The 23,519-nt window shown below is 69.8% G+C and carries 23 protein-coding genes and 1 tRNA gene; 9 read left to right on the top strand and 15 right to left on the bottom strand.

Annotated elements, in window-relative coordinates:
- Positions 1 to 6: 6 nt before the first annotated feature.
- Both SCNU_RS00680 and SCNU_RS00675 read right to left on the bottom strand, forming a co-directional pair.
- A complete protein-coding gene (locus SCNU_RS00680; RefSeq protein WP_139025688.1) occupies positions 7 to 651 on the bottom strand; it encodes a response regulator in 645 nt (214 codons plus the stop codon).
- Entirely contained in the window at positions 648 to 1,772 is a 1,125-nt protein-coding gene (locus tag SCNU_RS00675; protein WP_009677410.1) for a sensor histidine kinase, read from the bottom strand. The genes SCNU_RS00680 and SCNU_RS00675 overlap by 4 nt, the downstream gene beginning before the upstream one ends.
- Positions 1,773 to 1,879: 107 nt before the next feature.
- On the opposite strand from SCNU_RS00675, the gene SCNU_RS00670 reads away from it, so the two are divergent.
- Positions 1,880 to 2,497, top strand: coding sequence for a hypothetical protein (locus SCNU_RS00670; RefSeq protein WP_009677409.1), 618 nt, complete (start codon positions 1,880 to 1,882; stop codon positions 2,495 to 2,497).
- Here the strand turns inward: SCNU_RS00670 and SCNU_RS00665 are convergent.
- Positions 2,430 to 3,206, bottom strand: a complete 777-nt coding sequence (locus tag SCNU_RS00665; protein WP_175284051.1) for an enoyl-CoA hydratase — start codon at positions 3,204 to 3,206, stop codon at positions 2,430 to 2,432. The two genes, SCNU_RS00670 and SCNU_RS00665, sit on opposite strands and share 68 nt — an antisense overlap.
- A 44-nt stretch (positions 3,207 to 3,250) precedes the next feature.
- On the opposite strand from SCNU_RS00665, the gene SCNU_RS00660 reads away from it, so the two are divergent.
- Positions 3,251 to 3,661 carry a DoxX family protein gene (locus tag SCNU_RS00660; protein WP_009677407.1) on the top strand — a complete coding sequence of 137 codons (411 nt, stop codon included), beginning with the start codon at positions 3,251 to 3,253 and terminating at the stop codon, positions 3,659 to 3,661.
- Here SCNU_RS00660 and SCNU_RS00655 read toward each other — a convergent pair.
- From SCNU_RS00655 to SCNU_RS00645, 3 genes are read right to left on the bottom strand one after another with little or no spacing between them, the layout of a single operon-like run.
- On the bottom strand, positions 3,651 to 4,109 hold the full coding sequence (locus tag SCNU_RS00655) for a peroxiredoxin (protein WP_009677406.1): 459 nt from the start codon (positions 4,107 to 4,109) through the stop codon (positions 3,651 to 3,653). The genes SCNU_RS00660 and SCNU_RS00655 overlap by 11 nt on opposite strands.
- 21 nt (positions 4,110 to 4,130) lie before the next feature.
- Entirely contained in the window at positions 4,131 to 4,784 is a 654-nt protein-coding gene (locus SCNU_RS00650) for a response regulator (RefSeq protein WP_040517285.1), read from the bottom strand.
- Positions 4,781 to 5,941 (bottom strand): sensor histidine kinase, encoded by a 1,161-nt coding sequence (locus SCNU_RS00645; RefSeq protein ID WP_040517391.1) that lies wholly within the window; start codon positions 5,939 to 5,941, stop codon positions 4,781 to 4,783. Before SCNU_RS00645 ends, SCNU_RS00650 begins: the two co-directional genes overlap by 4 nt.
- A 133-nt stretch (positions 5,942 to 6,074) precedes the next feature.
- On the opposite strand from SCNU_RS00645, the gene SCNU_RS00640 reads away from it, so the two are divergent.
- From SCNU_RS00640 to SCNU_RS00630, 3 genes are all read left to right on the top strand, one after another.
- On the top strand, positions 6,075 to 6,989 hold the full coding sequence (locus tag SCNU_RS00640; protein WP_009677403.1) for an ABC transporter ATP-binding protein: 915 nt from the start codon (positions 6,075 to 6,077) through the stop codon (positions 6,987 to 6,989).
- Positions 6,986 to 7,780, top strand: a complete 795-nt coding sequence (locus SCNU_RS00635) for an ABC transporter permease (protein WP_009677402.1) — start codon at positions 6,986 to 6,988, stop codon at positions 7,778 to 7,780. Before SCNU_RS00640 ends, SCNU_RS00635 begins: the two co-directional genes overlap by 4 nt.
- 206 nt (positions 7,781 to 7,986) lie before the next feature.
- A complete protein-coding gene (locus SCNU_RS00630) occupies positions 7,987 to 8,547 on the top strand; it encodes a Uma2 family endonuclease (RefSeq protein WP_040517390.1) in 561 nt (186 codons plus the stop codon).
- Between the two features lie 65 nt (positions 8,548 to 8,612).
- Here SCNU_RS00630 and selB read toward each other — a convergent pair whose 3' ends face one another.
- From selB to SCNU_RS00615, 3 genes are all read right to left on the bottom strand, one after another.
- Positions 8,613 to 10,400, bottom strand: coding sequence for a selenocysteine-specific translation elongation factor (gene selB, locus SCNU_RS00625; RefSeq protein ID WP_009677400.1), 1,788 nt, complete (start codon positions 10,398 to 10,400; stop codon positions 8,613 to 8,615).
- 3 nt (positions 10,401 to 10,403) lie between these two features.
- Positions 10,404 to 11,720, bottom strand: coding sequence for an L-seryl-tRNA(Sec) selenium transferase (gene selA, locus SCNU_RS00620; protein WP_040517283.1), 1,317 nt, complete (start codon positions 11,718 to 11,720; stop codon positions 10,404 to 10,406).
- Between the two features lie 32 nt (positions 11,721 to 11,752).
- Positions 11,753 to 11,848 (bottom strand) — tRNA-Sec (locus SCNU_RS00615).
- Positions 11,849 to 11,880: 32 nt separating this feature from the next.
- Between SCNU_RS00615 and selD the strand changes: the two genes are divergently transcribed.
- Entirely contained in the window at positions 11,881 to 12,870 is a 990-nt protein-coding gene (selD, locus tag SCNU_RS00610) for a selenide, water dikinase SelD (protein WP_009677398.1), read from the top strand.
- Here selD and nrfD read toward each other — a convergent pair.
- From nrfD to fdnG, 3 genes are read right to left on the bottom strand one after another with little or no spacing between them, the layout of a single operon-like run.
- A complete protein-coding gene (gene nrfD / locus SCNU_RS00605) occupies positions 12,857 to 13,948 on the bottom strand; it encodes an NrfD/PsrC family molybdoenzyme membrane anchor subunit (RefSeq protein WP_009677397.1) in 1,092 nt (363 codons plus the stop codon). The two genes, selD and nrfD, sit on opposite strands and share 14 nt — an antisense overlap.
- The gene (locus SCNU_RS00600) at positions 13,945 to 14,955 is read right to left on the bottom strand and encodes a 4Fe-4S dicluster domain-containing protein (protein WP_009677396.1); all 1,011 of its coding nucleotides are present in this window, start codon (positions 14,953 to 14,955) and stop codon (positions 13,945 to 13,947) included. The genes nrfD and SCNU_RS00600 overlap by 4 nt, the downstream gene beginning before the upstream one ends.
- Entirely contained in the window at positions 14,955 to 18,119 is a 3,165-nt protein-coding gene (gene fdnG / locus SCNU_RS00595; protein ID WP_238526269.1) for a formate dehydrogenase-N subunit alpha, read from the bottom strand. The genes SCNU_RS00600 and fdnG overlap by 1 nt, the downstream gene beginning before the upstream one ends.
- Before the next feature lie 135 nt (positions 18,120 to 18,254).
- On the opposite strand from fdnG, the gene SCNU_RS00585 reads away from it, so the two are divergent.
- Positions 18,255 to 18,530 (top strand): FmdB family zinc ribbon protein, encoded by a 276-nt coding sequence (locus tag SCNU_RS00585; RefSeq protein ID WP_009677393.1) that lies wholly within the window; start codon positions 18,255 to 18,257, stop codon positions 18,528 to 18,530.
- Between the two features lie 51 nt (positions 18,531 to 18,581).
- Positions 18,582 to 19,838: a formamidase gene (gene fmdA, locus SCNU_RS00580; RefSeq protein ID WP_009677392.1), complete on the top strand. Its 1,257-nt coding sequence runs from the start codon at positions 18,582 to 18,584 to the stop codon at positions 19,836 to 19,838.
- Between the two features lie 62 nt (positions 19,839 to 19,900).
- Here the strand turns inward: fmdA and SCNU_RS00575 are convergent, their stop codons facing one another.
- Both SCNU_RS00575 and SCNU_RS00570 read right to left on the bottom strand, forming a co-directional pair.
- Positions 19,901 to 21,319 carry an amino acid permease gene (locus SCNU_RS00575; protein ID WP_009677391.1) on the bottom strand — a complete coding sequence of 473 codons (1,419 nt, stop codon included), beginning with the start codon at positions 21,317 to 21,319 and terminating at the stop codon, positions 19,901 to 19,903.
- 157 nt (positions 21,320 to 21,476) lie between these two features.
- Positions 21,477 to 21,914 carry a carboxymuconolactone decarboxylase family protein gene (locus SCNU_RS00570; RefSeq protein WP_009677390.1) on the bottom strand — a complete coding sequence of 146 codons (438 nt, stop codon included), beginning with the start codon at positions 21,912 to 21,914 and terminating at the stop codon, positions 21,477 to 21,479.
- A 110-nt stretch (positions 21,915 to 22,024) separates the two neighbouring features.
- Between SCNU_RS00570 and SCNU_RS00565 the strand changes: the two genes are divergently transcribed.
- Positions 22,025 to 22,651, top strand: coding sequence for a DUF2461 domain-containing protein (locus tag SCNU_RS00565; protein WP_009677389.1), 627 nt, complete (start codon positions 22,025 to 22,027; stop codon positions 22,649 to 22,651).
- Positions 22,652 to 22,679: 28 nt separating this feature from the next.
- Here the strand turns inward: SCNU_RS00565 and SCNU_RS00560 are convergent, their stop codons facing one another.
- Positions 22,680 to 23,519: an alpha/beta fold hydrolase gene (locus SCNU_RS00560; RefSeq protein ID WP_040517281.1), complete on the bottom strand. Its 840-nt coding sequence runs from the start codon at positions 23,517 to 23,519 to the stop codon at positions 22,680 to 22,682.

Genomic DNA, 23,519 nt, shown 5'->3' with positions numbered 1-23,519 from the left:
TGTGCCTCAAGGCGCCTCGACGCCGGACCGGGCGGCGAGCACCGCCGCCTGCACCCGCGACTGCACGCCCAGCTTCATCAGTACTCGGGAGACATGAGTCTTCACCGTCGCCTCGCCGATGGTCAGACGGCCGGCGATCTGTGCGTTCGACAAGCCCGCGCCGAGCCCGCCGAGCACCTGGACCTCACGGTCGGTGAGCTCGCTCAAGTCCGGACCGGGATCCGCCGGCCGCGCCCTCATCGCGTCCACGACCACCCTCGTCACCGCCGCGTCGAGCACCGCGTCGCCGTCCGCGACGCGGTGCACGCCGGCGACCAGCTCCGCGCCGGACGCCGACTTGAGAAGGAAACCGCTCGCACCCGCCGAGAGTGCACCGAGCACGTAGTCGTCGATGTCGAAGGTCGTCAGCACGAGTACCCGGGCGTCGGTCTGAGCGACGACCGCCGCGGTGGCCGCGAGCCCGTCGACCTCCGGCATCCGGACGTCCATCACCACCACGTCCGGCCGAAGGCGCAGCGCAGCGCGAATCGCCTCGCCTCCGTCGGCGGCTTCGCCGACGACGCTGATCTCCCCCGACCCCTCCAGTACCAGGCGCAGGCCTTCTCGTACCGCGCCGTGATCGTCGGCGAGTACCACCCGGATCCTCGTCACGACCGCACCACCGGAACCCGGGCGTCGACCACCCAGCTGTCGCCGTCGGCGCCGACGGTCGCCGTCCCGCCGATGCTCTCCGCGCGAATGATCATGTTGCGCACCCCGTTTCCACCTGTCTCCGAGTCGACCGTCCGGTCCATCGGCAGTCGATTGCGCACGACGACCTCGGCGGTCGCGCAGTCTGCCACGAGGTCGACGGACACCGGCTCCCCGGGCGCATGCCGGGTCGCGTTGGCCAGCGCCTCTCCGGCGATCCGGGTCACCACCGTTTCGACGGCCACCGGCAGCCCGTCGGGGGCCGATGACACCGCGACCTCCGATCCGACCGCCCGCGCCGCCGTCACGAACGGGGTCAGCGATGACCAGCGCACGGTGGCCGCCTCGTCGCCGTCGGCCGCGAGGACGTCGATCATCTCCCGCAGTTCGGCGAGCGCCGCCAGACTGTTCGAGCGCATCGACGCGATCACCGGCCGCGGATCGGGCGCCTCGCGCGCGGCCTCGGCGAGGATCGCGATCGCCGAGACATGGCCAGCGACGGTGTCGTGCAGTTCTCTCGACACCCGCCGACGCTCCTCGGCGAGCGCGGCGGTCCGCTCCGCCGCCGCGGCCGCGCTCTCGGCCTTCGCCGCCCGCACGGTGGCGTTGACCGACTGCGCGTACCCGAGCGGCGAGAGCAGGAAGGCCACCGCCAGCACCCCGACCAGCACGCCGGCACGGGTGTCCACCGCGACCGCGACGATCACCGCGGCCCCCACGGTGACGGCGAAGCAGCCGATGCCGACGATCCGGCGAAGCCTCACCGATCCCGTCGTCATCACCGCGAACACGATGTCGGTGAGAGAAATCCACAATGGAAGGGACGCTCCGGACGGCAGATCGACGATCACCAGTCCGACGATGAGCACCATCGCGACCACCGGATGCCGTGGCGCCGTGAGCTGCAGCGCGAACGCCGCCGCCAGAATCGCGACTTCGACCGGAACCGAGTGGCCGCCCCAGTCCTGAATGAGGGTGAACGCTCCGCTCGCCCAGAGCAGCAGCCCGACGACCAGCGTGGCGAGCGCCGACATCGTCGTCGACGAGAACCACCCTCGCGCGTGCTCGACCATCCGCTTCATCGCCTCCACTACAACACATCCGCCGACGTCGGGGGTCCGCCGAAAGGCTGACCCCGTTTCGCCGCTCGACGGATGCGCCGAACACGCCGCAGCGGGACGCTTGGCCCATGAACGACATGATCGATCCGGTGCTTCTCACCATCGCCGGCTGCGAGATCGGCTTCTGGCTGCTGGTGGTCGGCGGTCTGGTGCTCCGCTATCTCGCGCGAGCCGAACGCGCGTCGACCTGGGTGCTCGCCGCGGTGCCGATCCTCGACCTCGTACTGCTGGTGGCCGTCGCGATCGACTTGAGCCGAGGTTCCGAGGTCGGCTTCGCGCACCGGGTGGCTCCGATCTACCTCGGCACCACCGTCGTCTTCGGCCCCCGACTGATCCGATGGGCCGACGTCCGCTTCGCCCATCGGTTCGCCGGCGGTCCGGCGCCGGTCAAGGTCCCGAAGCGCGGACCGGAACGCATGCGGCACGAGTGGGCGGACTTCGCCCGATGGGTCGCCGCTGCAGGCATCGCGGCCGCCGTCCTGGCACTCCTGGGCTTCACGGTGGCCGACCCGACCCAGCGCGACGATCTCTTCGGCGGCTTCCAGACGCTCGGCGTGATCACCGCGATCTGGCTGCTGACCGGCCCTGTCTGGTACGCCGGGTCGGGGCGTCGCGAAGCTACGACCGCCACACCGGATCACGCTTCGCCAGAAACGCCGACATCCCCTCCTGCGCATCGTCGGTGACGGCGTTGGTCGCCATCACCTCACTCATCTCGGCGTACGCGTCGGGCTCCGTCCGATCGATCTGGTCGTAGAAGGCACGTTTGCCGATGGCCAGTGTGTCTCCGCTGAAAGCGCCGATCCGCGCCGCGAGCGCTGCGACCGTCGCCTCGAGGTCGGCCGCCGGCACACTGTCGTTGATCAGCCCCCAGTCGACGGCGGTCGCGGCATCGATCATGTCCCCGGTGAGGAGCATCTGCATGGCCCGCTTGCGTCCGACGGCCCGGCTCAGCGCGACCATCGGCGTCGAGCAGAACAGCCCGATGCGCACGCCGGGCGTCGAGAATCTCGCGGTGTCGGCGGCGATCGCCAGATCGCACGTCGCCACCAGCTGGCAGCCCGCGGCCAGCGCCATGCCCTGCACCTGAGCGATCACCGGCTGCCGGATGTCGTGGACCGTCGTCATCAGGTCGGTGCAGGCGGAGAAGATCGTCCGCTCGTCCTCGACGGTCCGCTCCACCATCTCGGACAGGTCATGTCCGGCGGAGAACGCCGGGCCGTGGGCCCTGATCACGACCACCCGCACCGCGGGGTCCCGGTCGAAGTCGCGGAGGATGCCGGTCGCCGCGCGCATGGTGGTCAAGGACAGCGGATTCCGGCGATCGGCGTCGTCGAGCGTGAGGAATCCGGTCGAGCCGTCGACGGTCGCGGAGGCGGCGGTGGAGTTCGTCATCTCACCATTGTCGACCATCCGCGACAGTCGTACGATCGGTTGACATGAAGGCGTCGACCGACTTCGTCCGAGATCCGCTCGTCTACCGTCTCGCTGCCGCGGGGCAGTCAGCGGACGCGATCGCCTGCATCGGCCCCATCCCGTACATCGCCAGATGTCTGGACGACGTGGGCTTTCCCGTCGAGCAGCGATGGATCTTCCCGGTGATCAAGTCGGCCTCGGCCGCCGGACTGGCCGCGGCACCCCGCTTCCCGTTGTTGGCGCGGTTCACTGCCGTGATGCTCACCGTGTACTTCTGCCTCGCGGTCGGCGCGCACATCCGCGCCAAGGACCTCCGGCTGAACTTCGCCGCGGCGTCGTCGATGCTCGCCTTCTACGCCACCCTGGCGGCCACCGGCCCGCGTTCGGCGCCGAAGACCGAGGTCCCCGAGCCGTCGGCAGACGCTACTTCTTGAGAGCGGCCAGCACGCGGTCGGCGTGCACGTTCATGTTGACCTCCGACGCGATCACATCGGCGATCACGCCGTCGGTCCCGATCGCGAAGGTGACGCGCTTGGTCGGCATCCCCACCTTGACGAGCAGCGAACCGCGACGCACGCCGTAGGCACTGGCGACCGCGCCGTCGGTGTCGGCGAGCAGCGGATAGTCGAGCGTGTGCTCGTCGGTCCACCGCTTCTGCTTGGCCACGTCGTCACGGCTGATGCCGATGCGCTGAACGCCCGCCGCGTCGAACTCGGCGGCCAGATCGCGGAAGTGGCACGCCTCCTTGGTGCAGCCCGGTGTGAACGCCGCCGGGTAGAAGAAGAGCGCGACGGGACCGTCGGTCAGCAGGTCCGACAGTCGTCGCGTCTGACCGTCCTGGTCGGTGAGCTCGAAATCCGGTGCGGTGTCGCCGATCTTCATGCCACGAACCCTACTCCCGGATCAGGCGAGGCCGGCGTCGTGCATGCGGATCGCGACCTGGACGCGATTGCTCGCGTCGAGCTTGGTGAAGATGTGCGAGATGTGCGCCTTCACCGTGGCGACGGACATGTACAACTCCGCGGCGATCTCGGCGTTCGACGCGCCCCGGGCCAGGCACACCGCCACCTCCCGCTCGCGGTCGGTCAGCATGTCCACCGCATCGCACCCAGCGGGTTCACGAGTGGCGTCCCGACCGTCGACGACCTGCTTGATCAACGCCGCGGTCACCGACGGACTCAGTGCGGGCTCACCGCTCCGGACCCGCCCGATCGCCGCGACGATCTCGGCGGGCGGCGTGTCCTTGAGGAGGAAGCCGTCGGCGCCGACGGCCAGCGCCCGAACCACGTAGTCATCGGCGTCGAACGTCGTCAGCACGATCACCGCCGGCGGGTTCGGGCCCGCCTTGAACGCCGCCGTCGCGTCGATGCCGTCCATCACCGGCATGCGGAGGTCCATCAGAATCAGGTCCACCGGATCGGCGGCGTGACGGTCCAGGGCCTCCCGGCCGTTCGCAGCCTCCGCGACCACCTCCAGCGTGGGATCACCGCCCAGCAGCAGGCGAAGGCCGGAACGGACCAACGCATCGTCGTCGACGATCATCAACCGGGAGCTCATACATGCCACGGTAGCCACACCCGCAGGACGAAACGCTCGTCGGCCGTCAGGTGTGCCGACTGCCTGCCCCCGGCGAGTTCCACACGCTCGGCCAGACCGACCAGCCCGAATCCCGACTCCGGCAGCACCGACCGTGGTTCGCCGATCGGCAGCGGATTGCTGACCGACAGTTCGACGCCCTGTCCCGGCGTGCCGGTGATCCGCAGGACGACGGCCGTGGCCGGTGCGTGCTTGCGGGCGTTGGTCAGGCCCTCCTGCACGCAGCGGTACAACGTGCGTCCGGCGCCCTCCGGCAGCGTCGTCAGGTCCGCGTCGCAGCTGTAGTCGAGGTTCATTCCGTAGTCGCGGCTCTCCTCGACCAAGCAGTCGACGTCCCCGGCGCCGGCCTGGGGCCGTTCGGGCGCGGCGTCGCCCGGATCGTCGCGGAGGACGCCGAGCACCTCGCGAAGCTCGGTCAGCGCGGTGGCCGACATCTCCTCGATGGTCCGGGCGGCGTCGTGGACCTGCTCGGCCGAGAGATCCTCGCGGAACGCCAACGCGCCCGCGTACATGTGGACCGTGGAGATCCGGTGCGCCAGCACGTCGTGCATCTCGCGCGCGATCCGTCCGCGTTCGGCCGCCTTGGCGTGCTGGACCCGCGCCTCCTGCTCCGCCTCGGCCAGCTTCGCGCGCGACCGCCACGAGGCGAGCAGTTCGCGGCGCGAACCGATGTAGAGGCCCCACGCGATCATCAGCAGCATCGTCACCGCGATCACCACGTAGTCGACTGCGCTCGTCTCTCCGCGATTCGGTGTCGTCCACAACTGGGAGCCCATCGCACAGAGCACCGCGACGAATCCGACCGGCACGATCTCCCGCCACCGCCTGCGCGTCGCCAGCGAGACCAGGGCCAGCATCGACGGCCCCGCCGCCGACGCCGAGACCAGCGAGGCGACGTTGGTCCCGACCGCGACCGCCACCGGATACGACCGCCGCCAGTGGACGGCGACGAGCGAGGCGATCCCGAGCACGAGATCGAGGAAGAACCACCAGCGCACGTGCTCCCACTGGTAGCCGATGTCGGTGCCCCAGGCCACACCCGAGATCGCCAGTACCAGTGCCAGCCGCCACAGATGACTGCGCCAGGTCAGCGGCGGCTGATAGTCCTCGGGTTGCACGTCTGCCACGGTATCCCGCCGGAGACCGGTGCCGCCGCGTCCGACGGTCGGACCCGACCCCCTACTTTCGGCTGATCCCGGGTCATTCGGCGGACTGATGTGCACGGCGTCCCGGTTCAGCAGAATCGAAGGCATGATCACCGTCGAGCACCTCACGAAGAGATACGGCGAGTACACCGCCGTGGACGACGTCTCGTTCGCCTGCAAGCCCGGTCGCGTCACCGGCTTCCTCGGACCGAACGGCGCAGGCAAGTCGACCACGATGCGCATCATCGCCGGACTGACCCCCGCGACGGCGGGGACGGCGACCATAGCGGGCGTCCCCTACCGGCACATCCCGAATCCCGCGACCCAGGTCGGCGTCCTGCTCGACGCCTCGGCCCAGCACGCGGGACGGACCGGCGCCGAGATCCTTCGCCTGTCGGCGATGACCATGGGGCTGGACCGCAGTCGCATCGACGACGTCCTCGCCCTGGTGAGCCTGACACCGGAGGAGGCGGGCCGCCGCGTCCGCAACTACTCGCTCGGCATGCGCCAGCGGCTCGGCATCGCGAACGCGCTGCTCGGCAACCCGCAGATCCTGATGCTCGACGAGCCGGTGAACGGCCTCGATCCCGCGGGCATTCACTGGATGCGCGGTCTGCTCCGCAACTACGCCGACCGCGGCGGAACCGTCCTGCTGTCGAGCCATCTGCTGCATGAGATCGAGATCATCGCCGACGACCTGATCGTCATCGGACAGGGCCGGATCGTCGCGCAGGGCACCAAGGAGGAACTCCTCGCGGGCAGCGGCACGCGCGTCAAGGCGGTCGACGACGCGGCCCTCGGGCAGGCTCTCGCGGCCGCGCGGATCGTCGCGCATCCCGCGGCGGGCGGCGGCTTCCACGCCGAGGCCGAGCCCGCGGTCGTCGGACACGTGGCACTCGACGCCCGCGTGCACCTCGTGGAGTTGCGGCCCGGCGACAACACCGGACTCGAAGCGATGTTCCTGCAGCTCACGCAACAGACCCAGCGCGAGCAGCCCGTCAACCAGGGAGCCTTCCGATGAGCACCACGTACGCCGCCGTCGATCAGACGACCCAACAGATTCCCCTGAGCCGCCTCATCCGCGTCGAACTGCGCAAGCTCGTCGACACGCGGGCCGGCTTCTGGCTGATCGCGTCGATGGGTCTGATCGCGGTCCTGATCATGGTCATCATGCTGATCACGATCGGCAACAGCTCGGACGACTCGACCGGCTTCACCGACTTCTTCGGGATCATGAACACCCCGACGGGCTTCCTGCTGCCGGTGATGGCGATCCTGCTCGTCACGTCCGAATGGAGCCAGCGCGGTGCGCTGACCACGTTCACGATGGAGCCGCGCCGCGAACGCGTCGTGATGGCCAAGCTCGCGGCGTCCGTGATCGCGGCCCTCGCCGCCGTTGCGGTGGCGCTGATCGTCGGCGCGATCGGCAACCTGATCGCCGGCGCGGCCTACGGGTCGCCGACCGGATCGTGGTCGCTGTCGGCCGCGGGCCTGACCGGGGCCGTGATCATTCAGATCGCCGGACTCCTGCTCGGCTTCGGCTTCGCCGCGCTGTTCCTGAACACTCCCGCCGCGATCGTCGCGTACTTCGTCCTGCCGAACGCGATCGCACTGGTGATGGAACTGATCCCGGCGCTGAGCAAGCACAATGTCGGCGACTGGATCAGCCCCAACACCGCGGCGGGACACCTGATGTCGGAGACCTGGCCGAGCAGCACCGAGTGGGCCCAGTTCCTCGTCGCCCACGCGATCTGGATCGGGATCCCGATGACCCTCGGAATCTGGAGGATCTTGCGGTCGGAGGTCAAGTAAGACCTGGAAGAGCTGACCGCAATACCGACTGACGCACCCGAACCTCTCCCCGGGTGCGTCAGTCATCTCTGTGGACGGGGCGCTGCTGTGGATAGGGCGCCGGATTCTGTGGATGACGTGCCGATCGATCCACACCGTCGTCGAACCGCCGTTCTGCGTCCGGGACTCGTGTTCACCTGGGCCGATGGACGGGAAGGACCGATATGATGACGAGCATGACCACCCAGATCCTGGGTCTGCCGCGCGGGCGTCCGCTCACCCGCGCGGACCTCGACGCGATGCCCGACGACGGGCATCGGTATGAACTCGTCGACGGCGCACTGATTGTGAGCCCGGCCCCGGGCCTGCGACACCAACGCGCGGTGGTGCGTCTGTGCGTGGCACTCGTCGCCGCATGCCCTGACGGTACGGAGGTACTGACCGCGCCGTTCGACGTCGTCCTGGGCCCCGACACTGTGATCCAACCGGACCTGCTCATGGCGCGGACCGCCGATCTGACTGACCGTGAGTTGGCCGGACCTCCGCTCTTGGCTGTGGAGGTGCTGTCGCCCTCGACTCGCGGCATCGACCTGCTCCTGAAGAAGGACCGTCTCGCCCGTGCCCGGTGTCCGCACTACTGGGTCGTGGACCCGCTGCGGCCCGCCATCACAGCATGGCGACTCGTCGGCGCCGACTACGTGACCGTCGCGGAGGTCATGGGCGACGACGAGTTCCGCGCCACGGATCCGGTCGACGTCGTGCTGGTGCCGGCGGATCTGACCGCCTGACGACGATCTCGATCCCCAGTGTTCGGCGTGACCACCTGGTGGTCACGCCGAACACTGCTGGTCGCTCAACTCCCCCTGCGGACCACCTCGCGGTGGCCGGTGTCGAGTCGCCGGGTCCAGCCGCGTGAATCGAGGTGCTCCAGCAGCGGGACCGCGACACGGCGCGACGTCCCCAGTGCCTGCCGCGCCTGCGACGTCGTGAACGGCTGAGGCAGCCGGGCCAGTTCGCGCATCGCCAGGGCGGGCGACGCAGGCAGCACAACCACCGCGTCGGACAGCCGCAGCAGCCGTCCGGCCCGCTGCGCCGCGGCCAGTTCGCGGACGCCAAGCCGCAACGCGGCCAGGTCATCGGCCTCGGGAGCGACGAACGGTGCTGCGGCGAGCCGACGTTCCAGTTCGACGACGCCCCGCTCCGCCGGACCGAGGTCACGGAGTCGGTCCGGCAGGAAGAGGAGGCCGGCCTGCGAGGTCACCCCGGCGCCGGCGACCACCGCGGCCAGCAGACTGCGATCGGGCAACTCCAGCGAATCCGAGGCCGCTCCCTCCGACAGCCCGGCGGCCAGCGGATCGCGATCGTGCAGATCGGTGACCAGGCCGTGGAGTCGAATCTGCCAGTCGTGCAGCGTCTCTCGCATCACCAGCCACTCGCCCACCGCCTCGACGCCGTCGGGCACGACGCCGCTCGGCAGTCCGAGCTCCGGCAGCCGAGTCCGCCTCACGGCGCCACGCTGCGCCACCTCGGCGAACAGCAATGCGTCGCCGTCACGCACCGTGAGCGCCGCCGCTCGACGACGTGCGTCGCCTCGGCGAGTCAATGACGGCGGGTCCGTGTCGAGCACCTCGGCTCCTCCGACGATCCGGGCCGCCCCTGGATCACGAAGGACCAGCCGGTCGGTGCGGCGCAGCGGCAGCGGCCGGGCCAGGGTGAGCCGCAGGTGATCGTCGTCGAGCGGGCGCACCCGCGCAGGCACCGCCGCCGTCCCGACGTGGGCGGTGAGCCATTCCGGAAGGTCCGCTGTTCCCGACACCCGGCGCACGTCGACGACTGTCGTCGCGGGCCAGGATCCCGCGGCGAGCAGTGCGTCGCCGCGGCCGATCTCGTCGTGGCCGATTCCGCGCAGGTTCACCGCGACCCGGCTGACCGGGTGCACCCCGTCGCTGGGACGACCGTGTGTCTGCAGTCCGCGGATCACGACCTCACGCCGACCGCCTCGCCCGACCACCTCGACGTGGTCGCCCGGCGTCAAGGATCCGGCCTCCAGTGTTCCGGTGACCACGGTCCCCGCGCCGGTGATGGTGAACGCGCGGTCCACCCACAACCGCACCGGCGCCCCGTTCGGCGACGGCAGTCGCTCCAGCAGCCGGTCGAGCCGTTCGCGCAGCTCGTCGAGGCCGTCGCCGCGGAGGGCCGAGACCACCACGGCGGGTGCGTCGGCGAGACCGGTGCCGGCGAGCTCCTCGCGGGCCTGGACGATCACCTCCGCCACCCGGTCAGGGGTCGCGCGATCGGCGCGGCTGATCACCAGCAGACCGTGCTCGATCCCCAACGCCGCCAAGGCGTCTCGGTGGTCCGACGACTGCTCCCGCCAACCCTCGTCGGCGGCCACCACGAAGCACACGACGGGCGCCGGACCGAGCCCCGCGAGCATGTTGGTCAGGAACCGTTCATGTCCGGGCACATCGACGAATCCGACCTCGCGACCCGACGCCAACGTGGTCCAGACGAATCCGAGGTCGATGGTGAGCCCGCGTCGCCGCTCGTCCTCCCAGCGGTCCGGCTCCATCCCGGTCAGCGCTTTCACGAGCGTCGACTTGCCGTGGTCGACGTGTCCGGCGGTCGCGACGACGAACACCGGTCACGACTCCCGCAGGGCGGCGCGAATCGCCTGCTCCAGTAGGTCGTCGTCGGCCTCCGGGACACACCGCAGGTCGATCAGCGCGGCGTCGTCGTGTACGCGAGGCAGCACCGCGGGGGAACCCGTCCGCAGCGGACGGGCGACCGACGACGGCAGCCGAACCGCGAACCCGGGCAGCGGGACTCCGGGCGCGCCCCCGCCGCCGACGCGGCCGTCATGCGCCACCAGGCTGCCGCCCACCGCCTCGGCCAGCCGAGAAGTGCGGGCGCGCAAGCGGTCCCGATCGGCGTGCAGATACGACGGCACCGGCGGTCTCGGCCCGTCGACGGTCGCCTCGAGCGCCGCGAGCGCCAGCTTGTCGATGCGGACGGCCCGGGCCAGCGGATGGCGCGCCAACCGCTCGACGAGATCGGCGCGACCGAAGATCAGCCCGGCCTGGGGACCGCCGAGCAGCTTGTCGCCGCTGGCGATCACCAGGTCCGCGCCGTCGTCGAGCGCCGTGGCGACGTCCGGCTCGTCGGGCAGCAGCGGGTCTGGTGCGAGCAGGCCGCTCCCCACGTCCACGACGAGCGGCAGACCGCGCTCGTGCGCCAACGCCGCCAGTTCCCGCACCGGCACGTCCGACGTGAAGCCGGTGAGGCGGAAGTTGCTCGGATGGACTTTGAGCATGCAGCCGGTGTCCGGTCCGGCCGCCTCGGCGTAGTCGGACGGGTGGGTCCGGTTGGTGGCGCCCACCTCGCGCAGTCGGGCGCCCGTGGAGGCGATGAGGTCGGGCAGCCGGAACCCGGCGCCGATCTCGATCAGCTCACCGCGCGACACGATGACCTCGCGACCGGCGGCGAGTGCGGTGGTCGCCAGTACCAGTGCCGCGGCGCCGTTGTTCACCGCGAGTGCCGACTCGGCGGCCGGGCACGCGCCCACCAGTGCCGCCCGTGTGCCGCTACCCCGCTTGCTTCGGGCACCCGAAGCAAGGTCCATCTCGACATCGACGTATCCGGCGGCGGCCAGCAGCGCGTCGACGGCGGCATGGCTCAGCGGCGCCCGGCCCAGGTTGGTGTGCACGATGACGCCCGTCGCGTTGAGCACCGGGGTCTGTGTCGACGGGCGTGCGGCGGCGAGGTCGGCCGCGACCGCGTCGGCCACCGCACCGGGCGCCAGCTCGCCACGCCGGGCTCGCTCCACGACGGCTCGTACCCGGGCCGTGATCACCCGGTCGGACAGTCGTTCCCGTGCGGCGACCACCTCGGCCGACTGCAGCAGCGAATCGGTGCGCGGGATCGCCCGCCGCGGATCATCCCGTGCGACACCCTGATGCACTGCCTCGTCCTCGCACTCGACATTGGGGAAGTTGGCGGAGACGGACGGGAATCGAACCCGCCAGACCGAGATGCTCGGCCTCACCGGTTTTGAAGACCGGGGGGCCCACCAGGAACCCAGACGCCTCCGCTGACCAACATAGCGGGCTACCCTCGCCCTTGTGACCGAGGCGAAGCGACTGACCGATTACGCCCACGGCGGCGGATGTGCCTGCAAGATCCCCGCGGGCGAGCTCGAGGACGCGGTCCGCGGGCTCGTCGAGCAACGATCACCCGAGGTCGTCGTGGGTCTCGACGACGGCGACGACGCCGCCGCGGTACGGATCGCCGACGGGCTCGCGGTGCTCTCGACCGCCGACTTCTTCACCCCGGTGGTCGACTCCGCCTACGACTGGGGTGCGATCGCCGCGGCGAACGCCCTGTCCGACATCTATGCGATGGGCGGTCGCCCGGTGGTCGCGATCAACCTGGTCGGCTGGCCGCGGGGCGTGCTGCCGATGGAGCTGCTCACCGAGGTGCTGCGCGGCGGCATGGACGTCGGCGCGCGAGCGGGCTGTCCGGTGATCGGCGGTCACACGATCGACGATCCCGAACCCAAGTACGGCATGGCCGTGACCGGTGTCGCCGACCCCGACCGTCTACTCCGCAACGACGCGGCCGCGGCCGGTCTGCCGCTCACCCTGACCAAGCCGATCGGCGTCGGACTCCTGAACAACCGGCACAAGCGCACCGGCGAGGTCTTCGACAACGCGATCGCCTCGATGACCGCCCTCAACCGGGACGCGGCCGACGCCGCGCTCGCCGCCGGCGTACGCGCGGCCACCGATGTCACCGGTTTCGGTCTGCTCGGCCATCTCTACAAGATGTGCCGGGCCTCCAGTGTGAGTGCGGTTCTCGACAGCGCGACGGTGCCGGTGCTCGACGGCGCCCGCGAAGCCCTGCGCGACGGGTACGTCTCCGGCGGCACGCGACGGAACCTCGACTGGGTGGCCCCGCACGTGGCGACCGCGTCCGGCATCGGCGAGGACACCCTGCTGCTGCTCGCCGACGCCCAGACCTCCGGCGGACTGCTCGTGGCCGGCGAGATCCCCGGTCACCCGGTGATCGGGCACCTCGTGGCGAGCGACGATCCGGGCATCACAGTCCGGTGATGGAGTCGTCTGTGACGCCCCGCGCGCGACGCTCGGCGAGCCGTCGCTTCTGCGGTTCGATCGTGTAACGCGGGTCGGCCGCCGAATCGATACCGGCGTGGAACACCCCGAACCGGGTGCACGCCGATGCTCCCACCAGCGCGGCGCCGGACAGCGCAGCCGCCACGCGCGCGAACCGCCCGCCCCGGCCGCCGGACACCAACGCCCCCGCGCCACCGACGATCGCCAGCCGCTCCGACCACCGCATCAGCGCACCGGGTCGACCCTCGCGGAGCGGTTCGGCGGCCACCGGATCCATCCGGTGCTCCATCACACGGGTCGCCACCACGTCGCCCAGCACGCCGAGCACCGCGAGATTCCGAGCCGGTCCCGCCTCCGCGGCCGGCGTCGTGATCAGCGCCAGCCCGCCGGCGGCGAGACTCGCCGAACTGACGAACACGAACGGCAGGTCGCGATGCATTGCGTTCCAAGTCGGCATGGCCGTGTCGCCCAGCAAGACCGCGGTGTACGCGGCGAGCGGCGCACCCAGCGCACCCGCCCCGAGCCCCGCCGCAGGCTCGACCGCCCGAAGCAGCGGCCGGAGTCCGCCGAGCGGTAGGCGGCCACCGAGCATCCGGTCCACCTCGCTCGCCGCCGCGACTCCGACGGCGCCGCTGAAACCCATCAGAATCCAGGATCCGACGCTCATCGGCGAGGTGACCTTGAAGGTCCGCATCATGTGCAGGAACCGTTCCGGTCGTCCGAGATCGGCGACCAGTGCCAGCGCGCCCGCACCGGCAGCCGTGAGCCCGGCGAGTCTCGCGTTACGCCGCAATGCCTTTCGGCCGGTCAGCTGCGCTCCGGCGGCCAGCAGGCCGGAACCGCCCGCCACACCGCCGAGAACCAGATAGGCGCCGACGGGTGTCTCCCACGGCGGTGCCTTGACGACGGGATGCCCGTAGTACCCGTCGGCACCGAGGTGCTCCACCTGTGCATCGGGCACCATCAACTCGTCGCCGCGTCGACCGCCGGCCCCTCGTCGCCCCTTCTTCCGCGGTGGTCGCGGCGGACGGAACTGGTCGAACTCGGAACTGGTCACCGTCGGCCCCTCCGCCCGCCGAGGAAGGAGACGACCGCCGCACCGATCATGCCCGCGACCGCGATGCCTGCCCGGGTGTACATGTCCGGGAGGTCGGCGGTGCACACCCGGGGATCGGGCGGCAGTCCGTAGACCTCCGGCTCGTCCAACAGCAGGAACACCGATCCGGTGCCGCCGACGCCGTCGTTCTCGTCGGCTCCGTAGAGCCGCGCCTCGGTCATCCCCGCCTCGTGCAGTTCGGCGACGCGCGCGCGTGCCTTCTCAACCATCTCCGTGCGCTCGCCGAACGAGATCGACGTGGTAGGGCAGGTCTTCGCGCACGCGGGCGTCTCACCGTCGCGCAGGCGGTCGTAGCAGAGGGTGCATTTCTGGGCGATTCCCTTGTTCGGCACCTCCGGCTGCTCGCCCTTGCGCTCACCGTCCCGAGCGGTCGGCGCGACGGTGCCGTCGCTGCGCCGCTCCACCACGCCGAACGGACAGCCCGCCACGCAGGTGCCGCAGCCGTTGCAGATGTCCGCCTGCACGACGACGGTGCCGAACTCGGTCCTCATCATCGCGCCGGTCGGGCACACGTCCAGGCAGCCCGCGTGCGTGCAGTGCTTGCAGACGTCCGACGACATCAGCCATCGGAACTCCGGAGTGTCGGGCGGCGTGAGATCCGGTGCGGGAGCCTGCGTCTCGGACCCGGACTCGGTGCGGACCGCGGGCATGCCGAGGGCGACGAGCTCGGCGCCCGACTCCCGCGCCCTTTCGATCCGCTCGGCGTCCTGCTCGACGAACGCGACGTGCCGCCAGGTGCTGGCGCCGAGGGACACCGAGTTGTCGTACGACATGCCGGTGAACTCCAGATCACCGTCGCGCGGATTATGGTTCCACTCCTTGCACGCGACCTCGCAGGCCTTGCAGCCGATGCAGATCGACGTGTCCGTGAAGAAGCCGCGACGCTCCTCGTGCACGGGCCAATGAGCGTCGGGGCCGGGATCGCTCGGTCCGGAGAACTGTCCCATCACTCCTCCTCTCGCGGGGTCAGGCGGATGTTGTCGGTGGTCATCGTCGATCCGGCACGCCGCTGGTAGTCGTGCACGAGCCGCTCGAGTGCGGCGCCGCGCGGCCGACGCCCGGCGATCACCGCACACGAGCCGACCTTCGACTCCTGGATGAACACGTTGGGATCCATCGTGACCCCGACCAGATCGTTGGCGGCGTCGCCGGTCACCACCGCGTCGGTCCCCGCACCCCAGTGGTACGGCAGTCCCACCTGATGCACCACCCGGCCGTTGATCTCCAGCGGTCGCATCCGGTCGGTGACGAGGACCCGCGCCTCGATCGCACCGCGCGGCGAGATGATCGTCGCCCACCCCTGCGGGACCAGTCCGCACTCGGCGGCCAGTTCCGGGGAGACCTCGCAGAACATCTCCGGCTGGAGTTCCGCCAGGTACGGCGACCACCGGCTCATCCCGCCCGCGGTGTGATGCTCGGTGAGACGGTAGGTGGTGAACACGTAGGGGTAGACGTCGACGCCGGGCTCACCGGCGCTCGGCGCATCCAGGTTGTCCTCCCGCGGAATCATCAACCGGGTCGGCGCCTGCTGCTGCATGTACAGCGCGTTCCGGACCGGCGACTCCTGCGCTTCGTAGTGCGCGGGCAACGGACCGTCGACCAGGCCGGTGGGCGCGAAGAGCCATCCCTTGCCGTCGGCCTGCATGATGAACGCGTCGTCCCCGCCGATCGCGTCGGCGCCCGTCGCGTCCGGCGACGGGACCGAGCCCGGCGCTCGATCGACCGGGAAGTCCGGCACATCCGGCCCCACCCAGCGACCGGCGTCGGCGTCCCACGACATGTACTTCTTGCGGTCACTCCACGGCCGGCCCCGCGGGTCCGCCGAGGCACGGTTGTAGAGGATCCGCCGGTCCGCGGGCCACACCCATCCCCACTCCGACTGCGTCAGCCCCGGACCGCCCTGCGGCGTCCGACGCGCCGCCTGATTCACGCCGTCGGCGTAGACGCCCGTGTAGATCCAGCAGCCCGCGATCGTGGAACCGTCGGCCCGCAGCTGCGTGTACGACTCGAGCGGCTCCCCCGCCCGCGGGCCCGTCAGGTACCGGCCGTTGATCTCGGCGAGCACCGATTCCGGGTCGACGTCCCCGGCGGCGTTCACCGGATAGTCCCACGTCAGGTCCAGCAGGGGACGATCCCGCGGATCCGTCGATCCGGCCAGCCGCTCACGGATGCGCACCCCGAGCTCGAAATAGAAGTCGAGTTCGCTCTGTGCGTCACCCGGCGGGGCGACCGCTTGATGACGCCATTGCACCATCCGCTGCGTCTGAGTGAACGATCCGGACTTCTCCACATGCGTCGCGGCGGGCAGGAAGAAGACCTCGGTGCCGATGTCCTCGGTGCGCAGCTCGCCAGAGGCGATCTCCGGGCCGTCCTTCCACCAGGTGGCACTCTCGATCATGTTCAGGTCCCGGACCACCAGCCACTTGAGCTGCGCCATCGCCATCCGCTGTTGACGGCTGTTCGCCGAGCCGACCGCCGGGTTCTGACCGACGACGAAGTAGCCGTCGACGTTGCCTTCGAGCATCTCGACGACCGTCTGATAGGTACCGGCCGGGCCGTCGAGGCGCGGCAGATAGTCGTAGCACCAGTCGTTGTCTGCGGTCGCCGCATCACCCCACCAGGCCTTGAGGAGACTGACCGTGTAGTCCTCGGCGTACTCCCAGAAGCCCTTGCCCGACGCGGGACGAACCGCGTCGAGGTACTGATCGAGGCGGTCGTGCTTGCCCGCCGACGGCATCGGCAGGTACCCGGGCAGCAGGTTGAACAGCGTCGGGATGTCGGTGGACCCTTGAATGCTGGCGTGCCCGCGCAGCGCCATCACGCCGCCACCCGGGCGACCGATGTTGCCGAGGAGCAGTTGGAGGACGGCCGCGGTCCGGATCACCTGGGCGCCCATGGTGTGCTGGGTCCATCCCGTCGCGTATGCGAAGCAGCCGGTCCGCTCCGGTCCGGAGTTGTCGGTGAGCGCTCGTGCGAGGTAGTCGAACTCGGTCTCGTCGATACCGCACATCTGCGCGACCATCTGCGGTGTGTAGCGCGCATAGTGCTTCTTCAGGATCTGGAACACCGTCCGCGGATCCTGCAACGTCTCGTCGCGGCCGCCCGCGTACTGCCAGGTGCTCTGGTCGTAGGTGCCCGATTCCTCGTCGAACCCGGAGAACAGTCCGTCGAGGTCGTCGGTGTCCCGGAAGTCCTCGTCGACCAGCGTGGCCGCATTCGTATAGGCGACGACGTACTCGCGGAAGTAGCGGTCGTGCGTGATCGCGTAGTTGATCAGCCCGCCGAGCAGCACGATGTCCGACCCGGCCCGGATAGCGATGTGCCGATCGACCACCGCCGAGGTCCGCGTGAACCGCGGGTCGACGTGAATCACCCGCGCGCCACGGGCTCTGGCTTCAGCGACCCACTGGAAACCGACGGGGTGCGCCTCCGCCATGTTGCCGCCCATGAGCACGATGCAGTCCGCATTGGCCATGTCCTGCAGGGACTGGGTGGCGCCACCGCGGCCGAACGAGGCTCCCAGACCGGGAACCGTGGCGGAGTGTCATATGCGCGCCTGGTTCTCGATCTGAATCGCGCCCGCGGCGGTGAAGAGCTTCTTGATCAGGTAGTTCTCTTCATTGTCCAGCGTCGCCCCGCCGAGTGAGGCGATACCCATCGTCCGGCGCAGCGACCGTCCGTGCGCATCCGCGTCCTGCCAGTGATCTCGGCGCGCCTCGATGAATCGATCCGCGATCATGTCGATGGCGGTGTCGCGATCCAGGTCCTGCCAATCGGACGCGTACGGGGCCCGATAGCGAACTGTGGTCTGCCGCAACGGATTATTGACCAGCTGCTCGCTCGACGCGCCCTTCGGACAGAGTCGGCCACGGGAGATCGGCGAGTCGGGATCGCCCTCGATCTGGGTGACACGCTCGTTCTCGACATACACCTTCTGGCCGCAGCCGACGGCGCAGAACGGGCAGACGCTCTGGACCACACGGTCGGCAGTCGAGGTCCGCGAGGTCATTGCGCGCGTCCGCGGCGACTCCACCGCGGGGCCCCGACCCAATGCGTCGCCCGAGCGCAGCTGTCGCAGCACGGGCCACTCGAGTGGGCTGAACCTCGCCATGCATCACACCCTAACGCCGCCCTCCGACAGACGCTCGTCATCCGGGATTCGCCCGACACCCACCGGACGGCGCAGGTACAGTCCGAGACGAGTCAGCCGCTTCGCTTCGGTCCCGAACGAGAGGTTCGCAGCTCCATGCCCGTCTACCAGTTCATCTGCACAGATTGCGGTCGATTCGAGGCCGCGTATTCGATGGCCGATGTGCCCGACGCCGCCACGTGTGCCTGCGGAGCGTCGGCCCGGCGGGGTGTCAGCTCTCCCGCGCTCGCCTCCGGCGGTGCGGCGATCGGCCTGATCGATCGCACTCGCGCCACCGCCGACGCCCCTGCGGTCGTCGACCGCGTTCCGAACGCCTCGCGCACCGCACCGCGACCGGCGAATCCGCTGCACGCGAAGCTGCCGCGGCCCTGACGTCCGGCTCACCGCCGGGTCGATCCTCCCCACGCCCGAAAGGACTCACCCATGCCCGAGGTCGTATTCCCGCTGGACTCGTCGAAGAAGTTCACCGATCAGGAGAAGGTCGGACACAACCGATGGCACTACGCCATCCCGCCGGCCGTCACCGTGCGGCCCGGCGACACGTTCCGCGTCCACTGCCGTGAATGGTTCGACGGCGCGATCGTCAACGACGACTCCGCCGACGACATCCTCAACGCACCGCTCAAGACCGTTCACACCCTGTCTGGACCGATCGCCGTCGAAGGCGCCAAGCCGGGTGATCTGCTGATCGTCGACATCGTCGACGTGGGTCCGCTGCCGCAGGAGGACACCGGACCGCTCGCCGGGCAGGGCTGGGGCTACACGGGCATCTTCGCGAAGCAGAACGGCGGCAGCTTCCTCACCGACCAGTTCCCCGACGCGTACAAGGCGGTCTGGGACTTCCACGGGCACACCGCGACCTCCCGCCACATGCCGCACGTGAGCTTCACCGGCATGATCCACCCGGGACTGATGGGCACGGCGCCGTCGAAGGACCTGCTCGGCACCTGGAACGCCCGGGAGGCCGCGCTGATCGCCACCGACCCGGACCGTGTGCCGCCCCTCGCGCTCCCGCCGGAGCCCGAGTACGCGATCCTCGGTTCGCTGACCGGCGACGCGTTCGCGGCAGCGGCGGCCGAGGGCGCGCGGACCGCCCCGCCGCGGGAGAACGGCGGCAATCAGGACATCAAGAACCTGACCCGCGGCACCCGCGTGTTCTATCCCGTGTTCGTGGACGGCGCCAATCTCTCCGTGGGCGACCTGCACTTCAGTCAGGGCGACGGCGAGATCACCTTCTGCGGCGGTATCGAGATGGGCGGCTTCATCGATCTGCACGTCGACGTCATCGACGGCGGGATGGAGACGTACGGGGTCAGCGAGAACGCGATCTTCCTGCCGGGCGGCGACGTCGGGCCGCGGTACGAACAGTTCGTGGCATTCTCCGGAACGTCCGTGACGCTCGACGGCGAACAGCGGTACCTGGACTCGCATCTGGCGTACCAGCGGGCCTGCCTGCACGCGATCGATTACCTGACCAAGTTCGGATACAGCCCGGAGCAGGCGTTCCTGCTGCTCGGCGCCGCGCCGGTCGAGGGCCGATTCTCGGGTGTGGTCGACATCCCGAACTCCTGCGCGACCATCTACATACCGACGTCGATCTTCGACTTCGACGTCACGCCGGGGAAGGACGGGCCCACCCGGATCGACCCGGGAATCGGCGCTCCGCACTCAGCCGCCTGACCCCCGGACCGACGAGACGGCGACGGGACGCACCGAGCGGTGCGTCCCGTCGCCGTCGTTCGTCAGTCCCGCACGTTGGTCGGCGTGTCGACCGCTTCCTCCCGCAACGGCTTACGCGACCAGATGACGTAGCCGATCACCACTCCGGCGAACCAGACCGCGCCGACCATCAGGGCGATCCGGCCGTCGTCGGTGAAGAACAGCAGCACAAAGACCAGCGCCAGGAACGCCAGGGCCGCCCACGTCGTGTACGGCGCGCCCGGCACCCGATACTCCGACGGCGGCAGCTCGCCGCGCCGCACCTTGCCGCGGAACTTCATCTGGCAGATCAGGATGGTCGACCAGACCACGATGATGCCGACGGTCGAGACCGAGGTGATGTACGAGAATGCGTGATCCGGGTCGACCGCGTTGACGACGACGCCCAGGACCATGACCAGCGCGCTGAGCACGATGCCCGCGACCGGGACCTTGCGGCTCGACAACCGGTCGAGGTTCCGCGGGGCGTCACCGCGCTGGGCCAGCGAGCGCAGCATCCGGCCGGTCGAGTAGATACCGGAGTTGCACGACGAGAGCGCGGCGGTCAGCAGGATGAAGTTGACCAGGCCCGCAGCCCCCGGGAGGCCGATGTACTGGAACACCGCGACGAACGGGCTCTCCCCCGCGTGAAAGTTCTGCCAGCCGCGAACCGACAGGATCACGAAGATCGAGCCGACGTAGAAGACACCGATGCGGAACGGCACCGAGTTGATCGCCTTGCGCAGCGTGACCCGCGGGTTCTCGGCCTCACCCGCGGTGACGCCGACCAGCTCGACGCCGACGTACGCGAACATGACGATCTGCAGGCTCAGCAGAGCGTTGGTGAAACCGGTCGCGAAGAAGCCGCCGTCGTTCCAGAGGTTCGTCACCGACGGGCCCTCGGCCGGCCCGAAGCCGGCGATCGGCAGCAGTACGCCGATGCCGACGATGATCATGCCGAGGATGGCGGTCACCTTGATCGCCGAGAACCAGAACTCGGCGCGGCCGAACATGCCGACCGAGATCAGGTTCGCGCCGAACAGGATGACGAGCACCGTCAGGGCCGTGACCCAGCCCGGGATGGCGGGCCACCAGTAGTTGACGTACTTGCCTGCGACGGTGATCTCGGCCATGCAGGTGGTGGTCCACACCGCCCAGTACGTCCAGCCCTGGCTGAAGCCGGCGAACCGACCCAAGAACTCGTCGGCGTACTCGCTGATGCCGCCTGAGACGGGCCGGTAGATCAGCAGTTCGCCGAGTGCTCGCATGACGATGAAGATCGCGAGACCGGCGAGCGCGTAGGCCAGCAGCAGCGCCGGACCCGCCTTCTCGATGGCTCCGCCGGAACCGTAGAACAATCCGGTGCCGATGGCGCCGCCGATGGCGATCATCTGCACCGTGCTCGCGGTCAGTCCGCGCTGATATCCCTCGTCGGGCGCGCGCTCTTCACTCGCCACCGTCATTCGGTCACCCCTTCCGGCGTCCCTGCTTGCGACATCACTGCGCGACGTCGCCGGATACGACATCACTGCAGTCCGGGGGACAATCTACGACGATCTTTGACCGGCGTCACAATCGATGGGCGGGAAACTTCGCGAAAGCCGCGATTCACCGCGGAACTCAGGGCGCGACCGGATAGTGGCTGCGGATCGCCAGACGGTTCCACGAGTTCATCACGATCGCCAGCCAGCTGATCGCCGACACCTGCTCGGCCGTCAGCGACCCGTTCTCCCACGACCGGCGCTCGGGCACCGGCAACTGCGTGACCTCCTCGGCGAGGGCGAGCGCCGCCCGCTCCTGCTCGCTGAAGTACTGGGACTCCCACCACGCCGCGACGAGCGCGAGCCGATCGGTGGTCTCGCCCTTCGCGATCGCATCCCGAGTGTGCATGCGCAGACAGAACGCGCACCCGTTCAACTGGGAGACCCGGATCTTCACGAGTTCGACGAGCAGCGGATCCAGATCCGCGGCCGAGAGCGACGCGGCGACGGACGCGTCGAGGCCGGCCAACAGCTTGTACTGCTCGGGATGCTGCTTGCTCAAGTTCACCGCGTCCATGCCCGTTCTCCTCCGATGAGTTCCCTTGATCGGTCTGCAGGTCGGAGACTACGCCGCCGGTACGACAATCCGCGGGAGAGCGAGCGCGATCGATCGGTAGGCTTCGGCGCATGAGCTTCACCGGTTTCCCCGAGGCCGCCCTCGACTTCTACGACGACCTCGAGGTCGACAACAGCAAGGTGTTCTGGGAGGCCCACAAGGACGTCTACCAGCAGAGCGTCGCCGAGCCGATGACGGCGCTGACCGACGAGCTGGCCGACGAGTTCGGGACAGCGAAGATCTTCCGGCCGTACCGCGACGTCCGCTTCTCGAAAGACAAGACGCCCTATAAGACTCATCAGGGCGCGTTCGTCGGCGTCGGACCGGCCACCGGCTACTACGTGCAGATCTCGGCGCCGGGCGTGCGAGTCGGCTCGGGCTTCTACCACGCGGACGCCGAACGGCTCGCGAACATCCGCCGCGCGATCGACGACGACCTCCACGGCGCCGAACTCGAACGCCTCATCGCCACCCTGTCCAAGAAGGGCTGGGAGGTCGGCGGCGACCGCGTCAAGACCTCGCCCCGCGGATGGAGCGCCGACCATCCCCGCATCGACCTGCTGCGATACCGGTCGCTGACCGTCAGCCGCGACTACGGCTTCGACGAGGTGATCCACACCCCCGAACTGGTCGATCGAATCCGCAAGGACTGGCGGCAGACGCGCCCGCTGATCGACTGGCTGGTGCGCCGGGGCTGACCCGCCGAAGACTCAGCGATCTAACGCCTCAGCGGCCGAGCATCGCGTCGGCGACCCCGTCGCTCGCCGACTCGGGCAGGGCCGTCCCCATGTCGTCGCGGACCAGCAAGCGGGCACCGGGAATCTCGGCGGCCAGAGCCTCCCCGTTGCCGACCGGGAAGAAGGGATCGAGCCGGCCGTGGACGACGAGCGTCGGCATCCGGATCTCGCCGAGGTGTTCACGCCAGCGCGGCGCGCAATCGAGATGCGCGAAAACGGTTCCGTGTTGGTTCGCCGCGTGGACGGCCGGGTCCGCCGACGGCGTTCGGTCCCAGATCCGTTCGGCGAGGCGGCGCGCCTGATCGGGGTCGTCGTGCAGGACGCGCGCGCTGCCCGCGGCGTGCTCGCCGACTGCGGCGCGATCGGACCAGTCCGGCTCCGGCCGAGCGAAGAGCGCCGCCATCACGTCCCCGTCGTGGTCGGGCAGATCGTCGTCGACCGGGCCGGGCGCGACCGCCCGCGTCCCGACGAGGGTGAGCGCGGAGAACGCCTCGGGGTAGTCGAGTGCGGCGACCTGTGCGACCATCCCGCCCACACCCAGGCCGCCGAGGTGCGCTGACTCGGCGCCGAGCGCGCCGACCAGCGCCGCCGCGTCGCCTGCGAGGTCGCGAAGATCGTAGGCCGGAGCCTCGGGGTCGCGAAGCGTCGACTCGCCGCAGTCCCGGAGGTCGTAGCGCACGACCCGGCGGCCGCCCGCGGCCAGGCGCTCGCACAGCGAGTCCGGCCACGACAGCATCGTGGTCCCGCCTGTCAGAAGGATCAGCGCATCGGTCCGCCGCCCGAACTCCTGGACGCCGAGGTCGACTCCGTTCACCCGGACGGTCGGCAC

It is taken from the genome of Gordonia neofelifaecis NRRL B-59395, from assembly GCF_000192435.1.
In the GTDB taxonomy this organism is placed as follows: domain Bacteria; phylum Actinomycetota; class Actinomycetes; order Mycobacteriales; family Mycobacteriaceae; genus Gordonia; species Gordonia neofelifaecis.
Note: the sequence above shows the minus strand (reverse complement) of the source record. Positions and strands in the feature narration are given on the sequence as shown.

Coding starts and splice junctions, on each gene's coding strand:
- SCNU_RS00675 (WP_009677410.1), bottom strand. CDS start 1,772: ATGAAGCGGATGGTCGAGCACGCGCGAGGGTGGTTCTCGTCGACGACG.
- SCNU_RS00670 (WP_009677409.1), top strand. CDS start 1,880: ATGAACGACATGATCGATCCGGTGCTTCTCACCATCGCCGGCTGCGAG.
- SCNU_RS00665 (WP_175284051.1), bottom strand. CDS start 3,206: ATGACGAACTCCACCGCCGCCTCCGCGACCGTCGACGGCTCGACCGGA.
- SCNU_RS00660 (WP_009677407.1), top strand. CDS start 3,251: ATGAAGGCGTCGACCGACTTCGTCCGAGATCCGCTCGTCTACCGTCTC.
- SCNU_RS00655 (WP_009677406.1), bottom strand. CDS start 4,109: ATGAAGATCGGCGACACCGCACCGGATTTCGAGCTCACCGACCAGGAC.
- SCNU_RS00650 (WP_040517285.1), bottom strand. CDS start 4,784: ATGAGCTCCCGGTTGATGATCGTCGACGACGATGCGTTGGTCCGTTCC.
- SCNU_RS00640 (WP_009677403.1), top strand. CDS start 6,075: ATGATCACCGTCGAGCACCTCACGAAGAGATACGGCGAGTACACCGCC.
- SCNU_RS00635 (WP_009677402.1), top strand. CDS start 6,986: ATGAGCACCACGTACGCCGCCGTCGATCAGACGACCCAACAGATTCCC.
- SCNU_RS00630 (WP_040517390.1), top strand. CDS start 7,987: ATGACGAGCATGACCACCCAGATCCTGGGTCTGCCGCGCGGGCGTCCG.
- SCNU_RS00600 (WP_009677396.1), bottom strand. CDS start 14,955: ATGGGACAGTTCTCCGGACCGAGCGATCCCGGCCCCGACGCTCATTGG.
- SCNU_RS00585 (WP_009677393.1), top strand. CDS start 18,255: ATGCCCGTCTACCAGTTCATCTGCACAGATTGCGGTCGATTCGAGGCC.
- fmdA (WP_009677392.1), top strand. CDS start 18,582: ATGCCCGAGGTCGTATTCCCGCTGGACTCGTCGAAGAAGTTCACCGAT.
- SCNU_RS00575 (WP_009677391.1), bottom strand. CDS start 21,319: ATGACGGTGGCGAGTGAAGAGCGCGCGCCCGACGAGGGATATCAGCGC.
- SCNU_RS00570 (WP_009677390.1), bottom strand. CDS start 21,914: ATGGACGCGGTGAACTTGAGCAAGCAGCATCCCGAGCAGTACAAGCTG.
- SCNU_RS00565 (WP_009677389.1), top strand. CDS start 22,025: ATGAGCTTCACCGGTTTCCCCGAGGCCGCCCTCGACTTCTACGACGAC.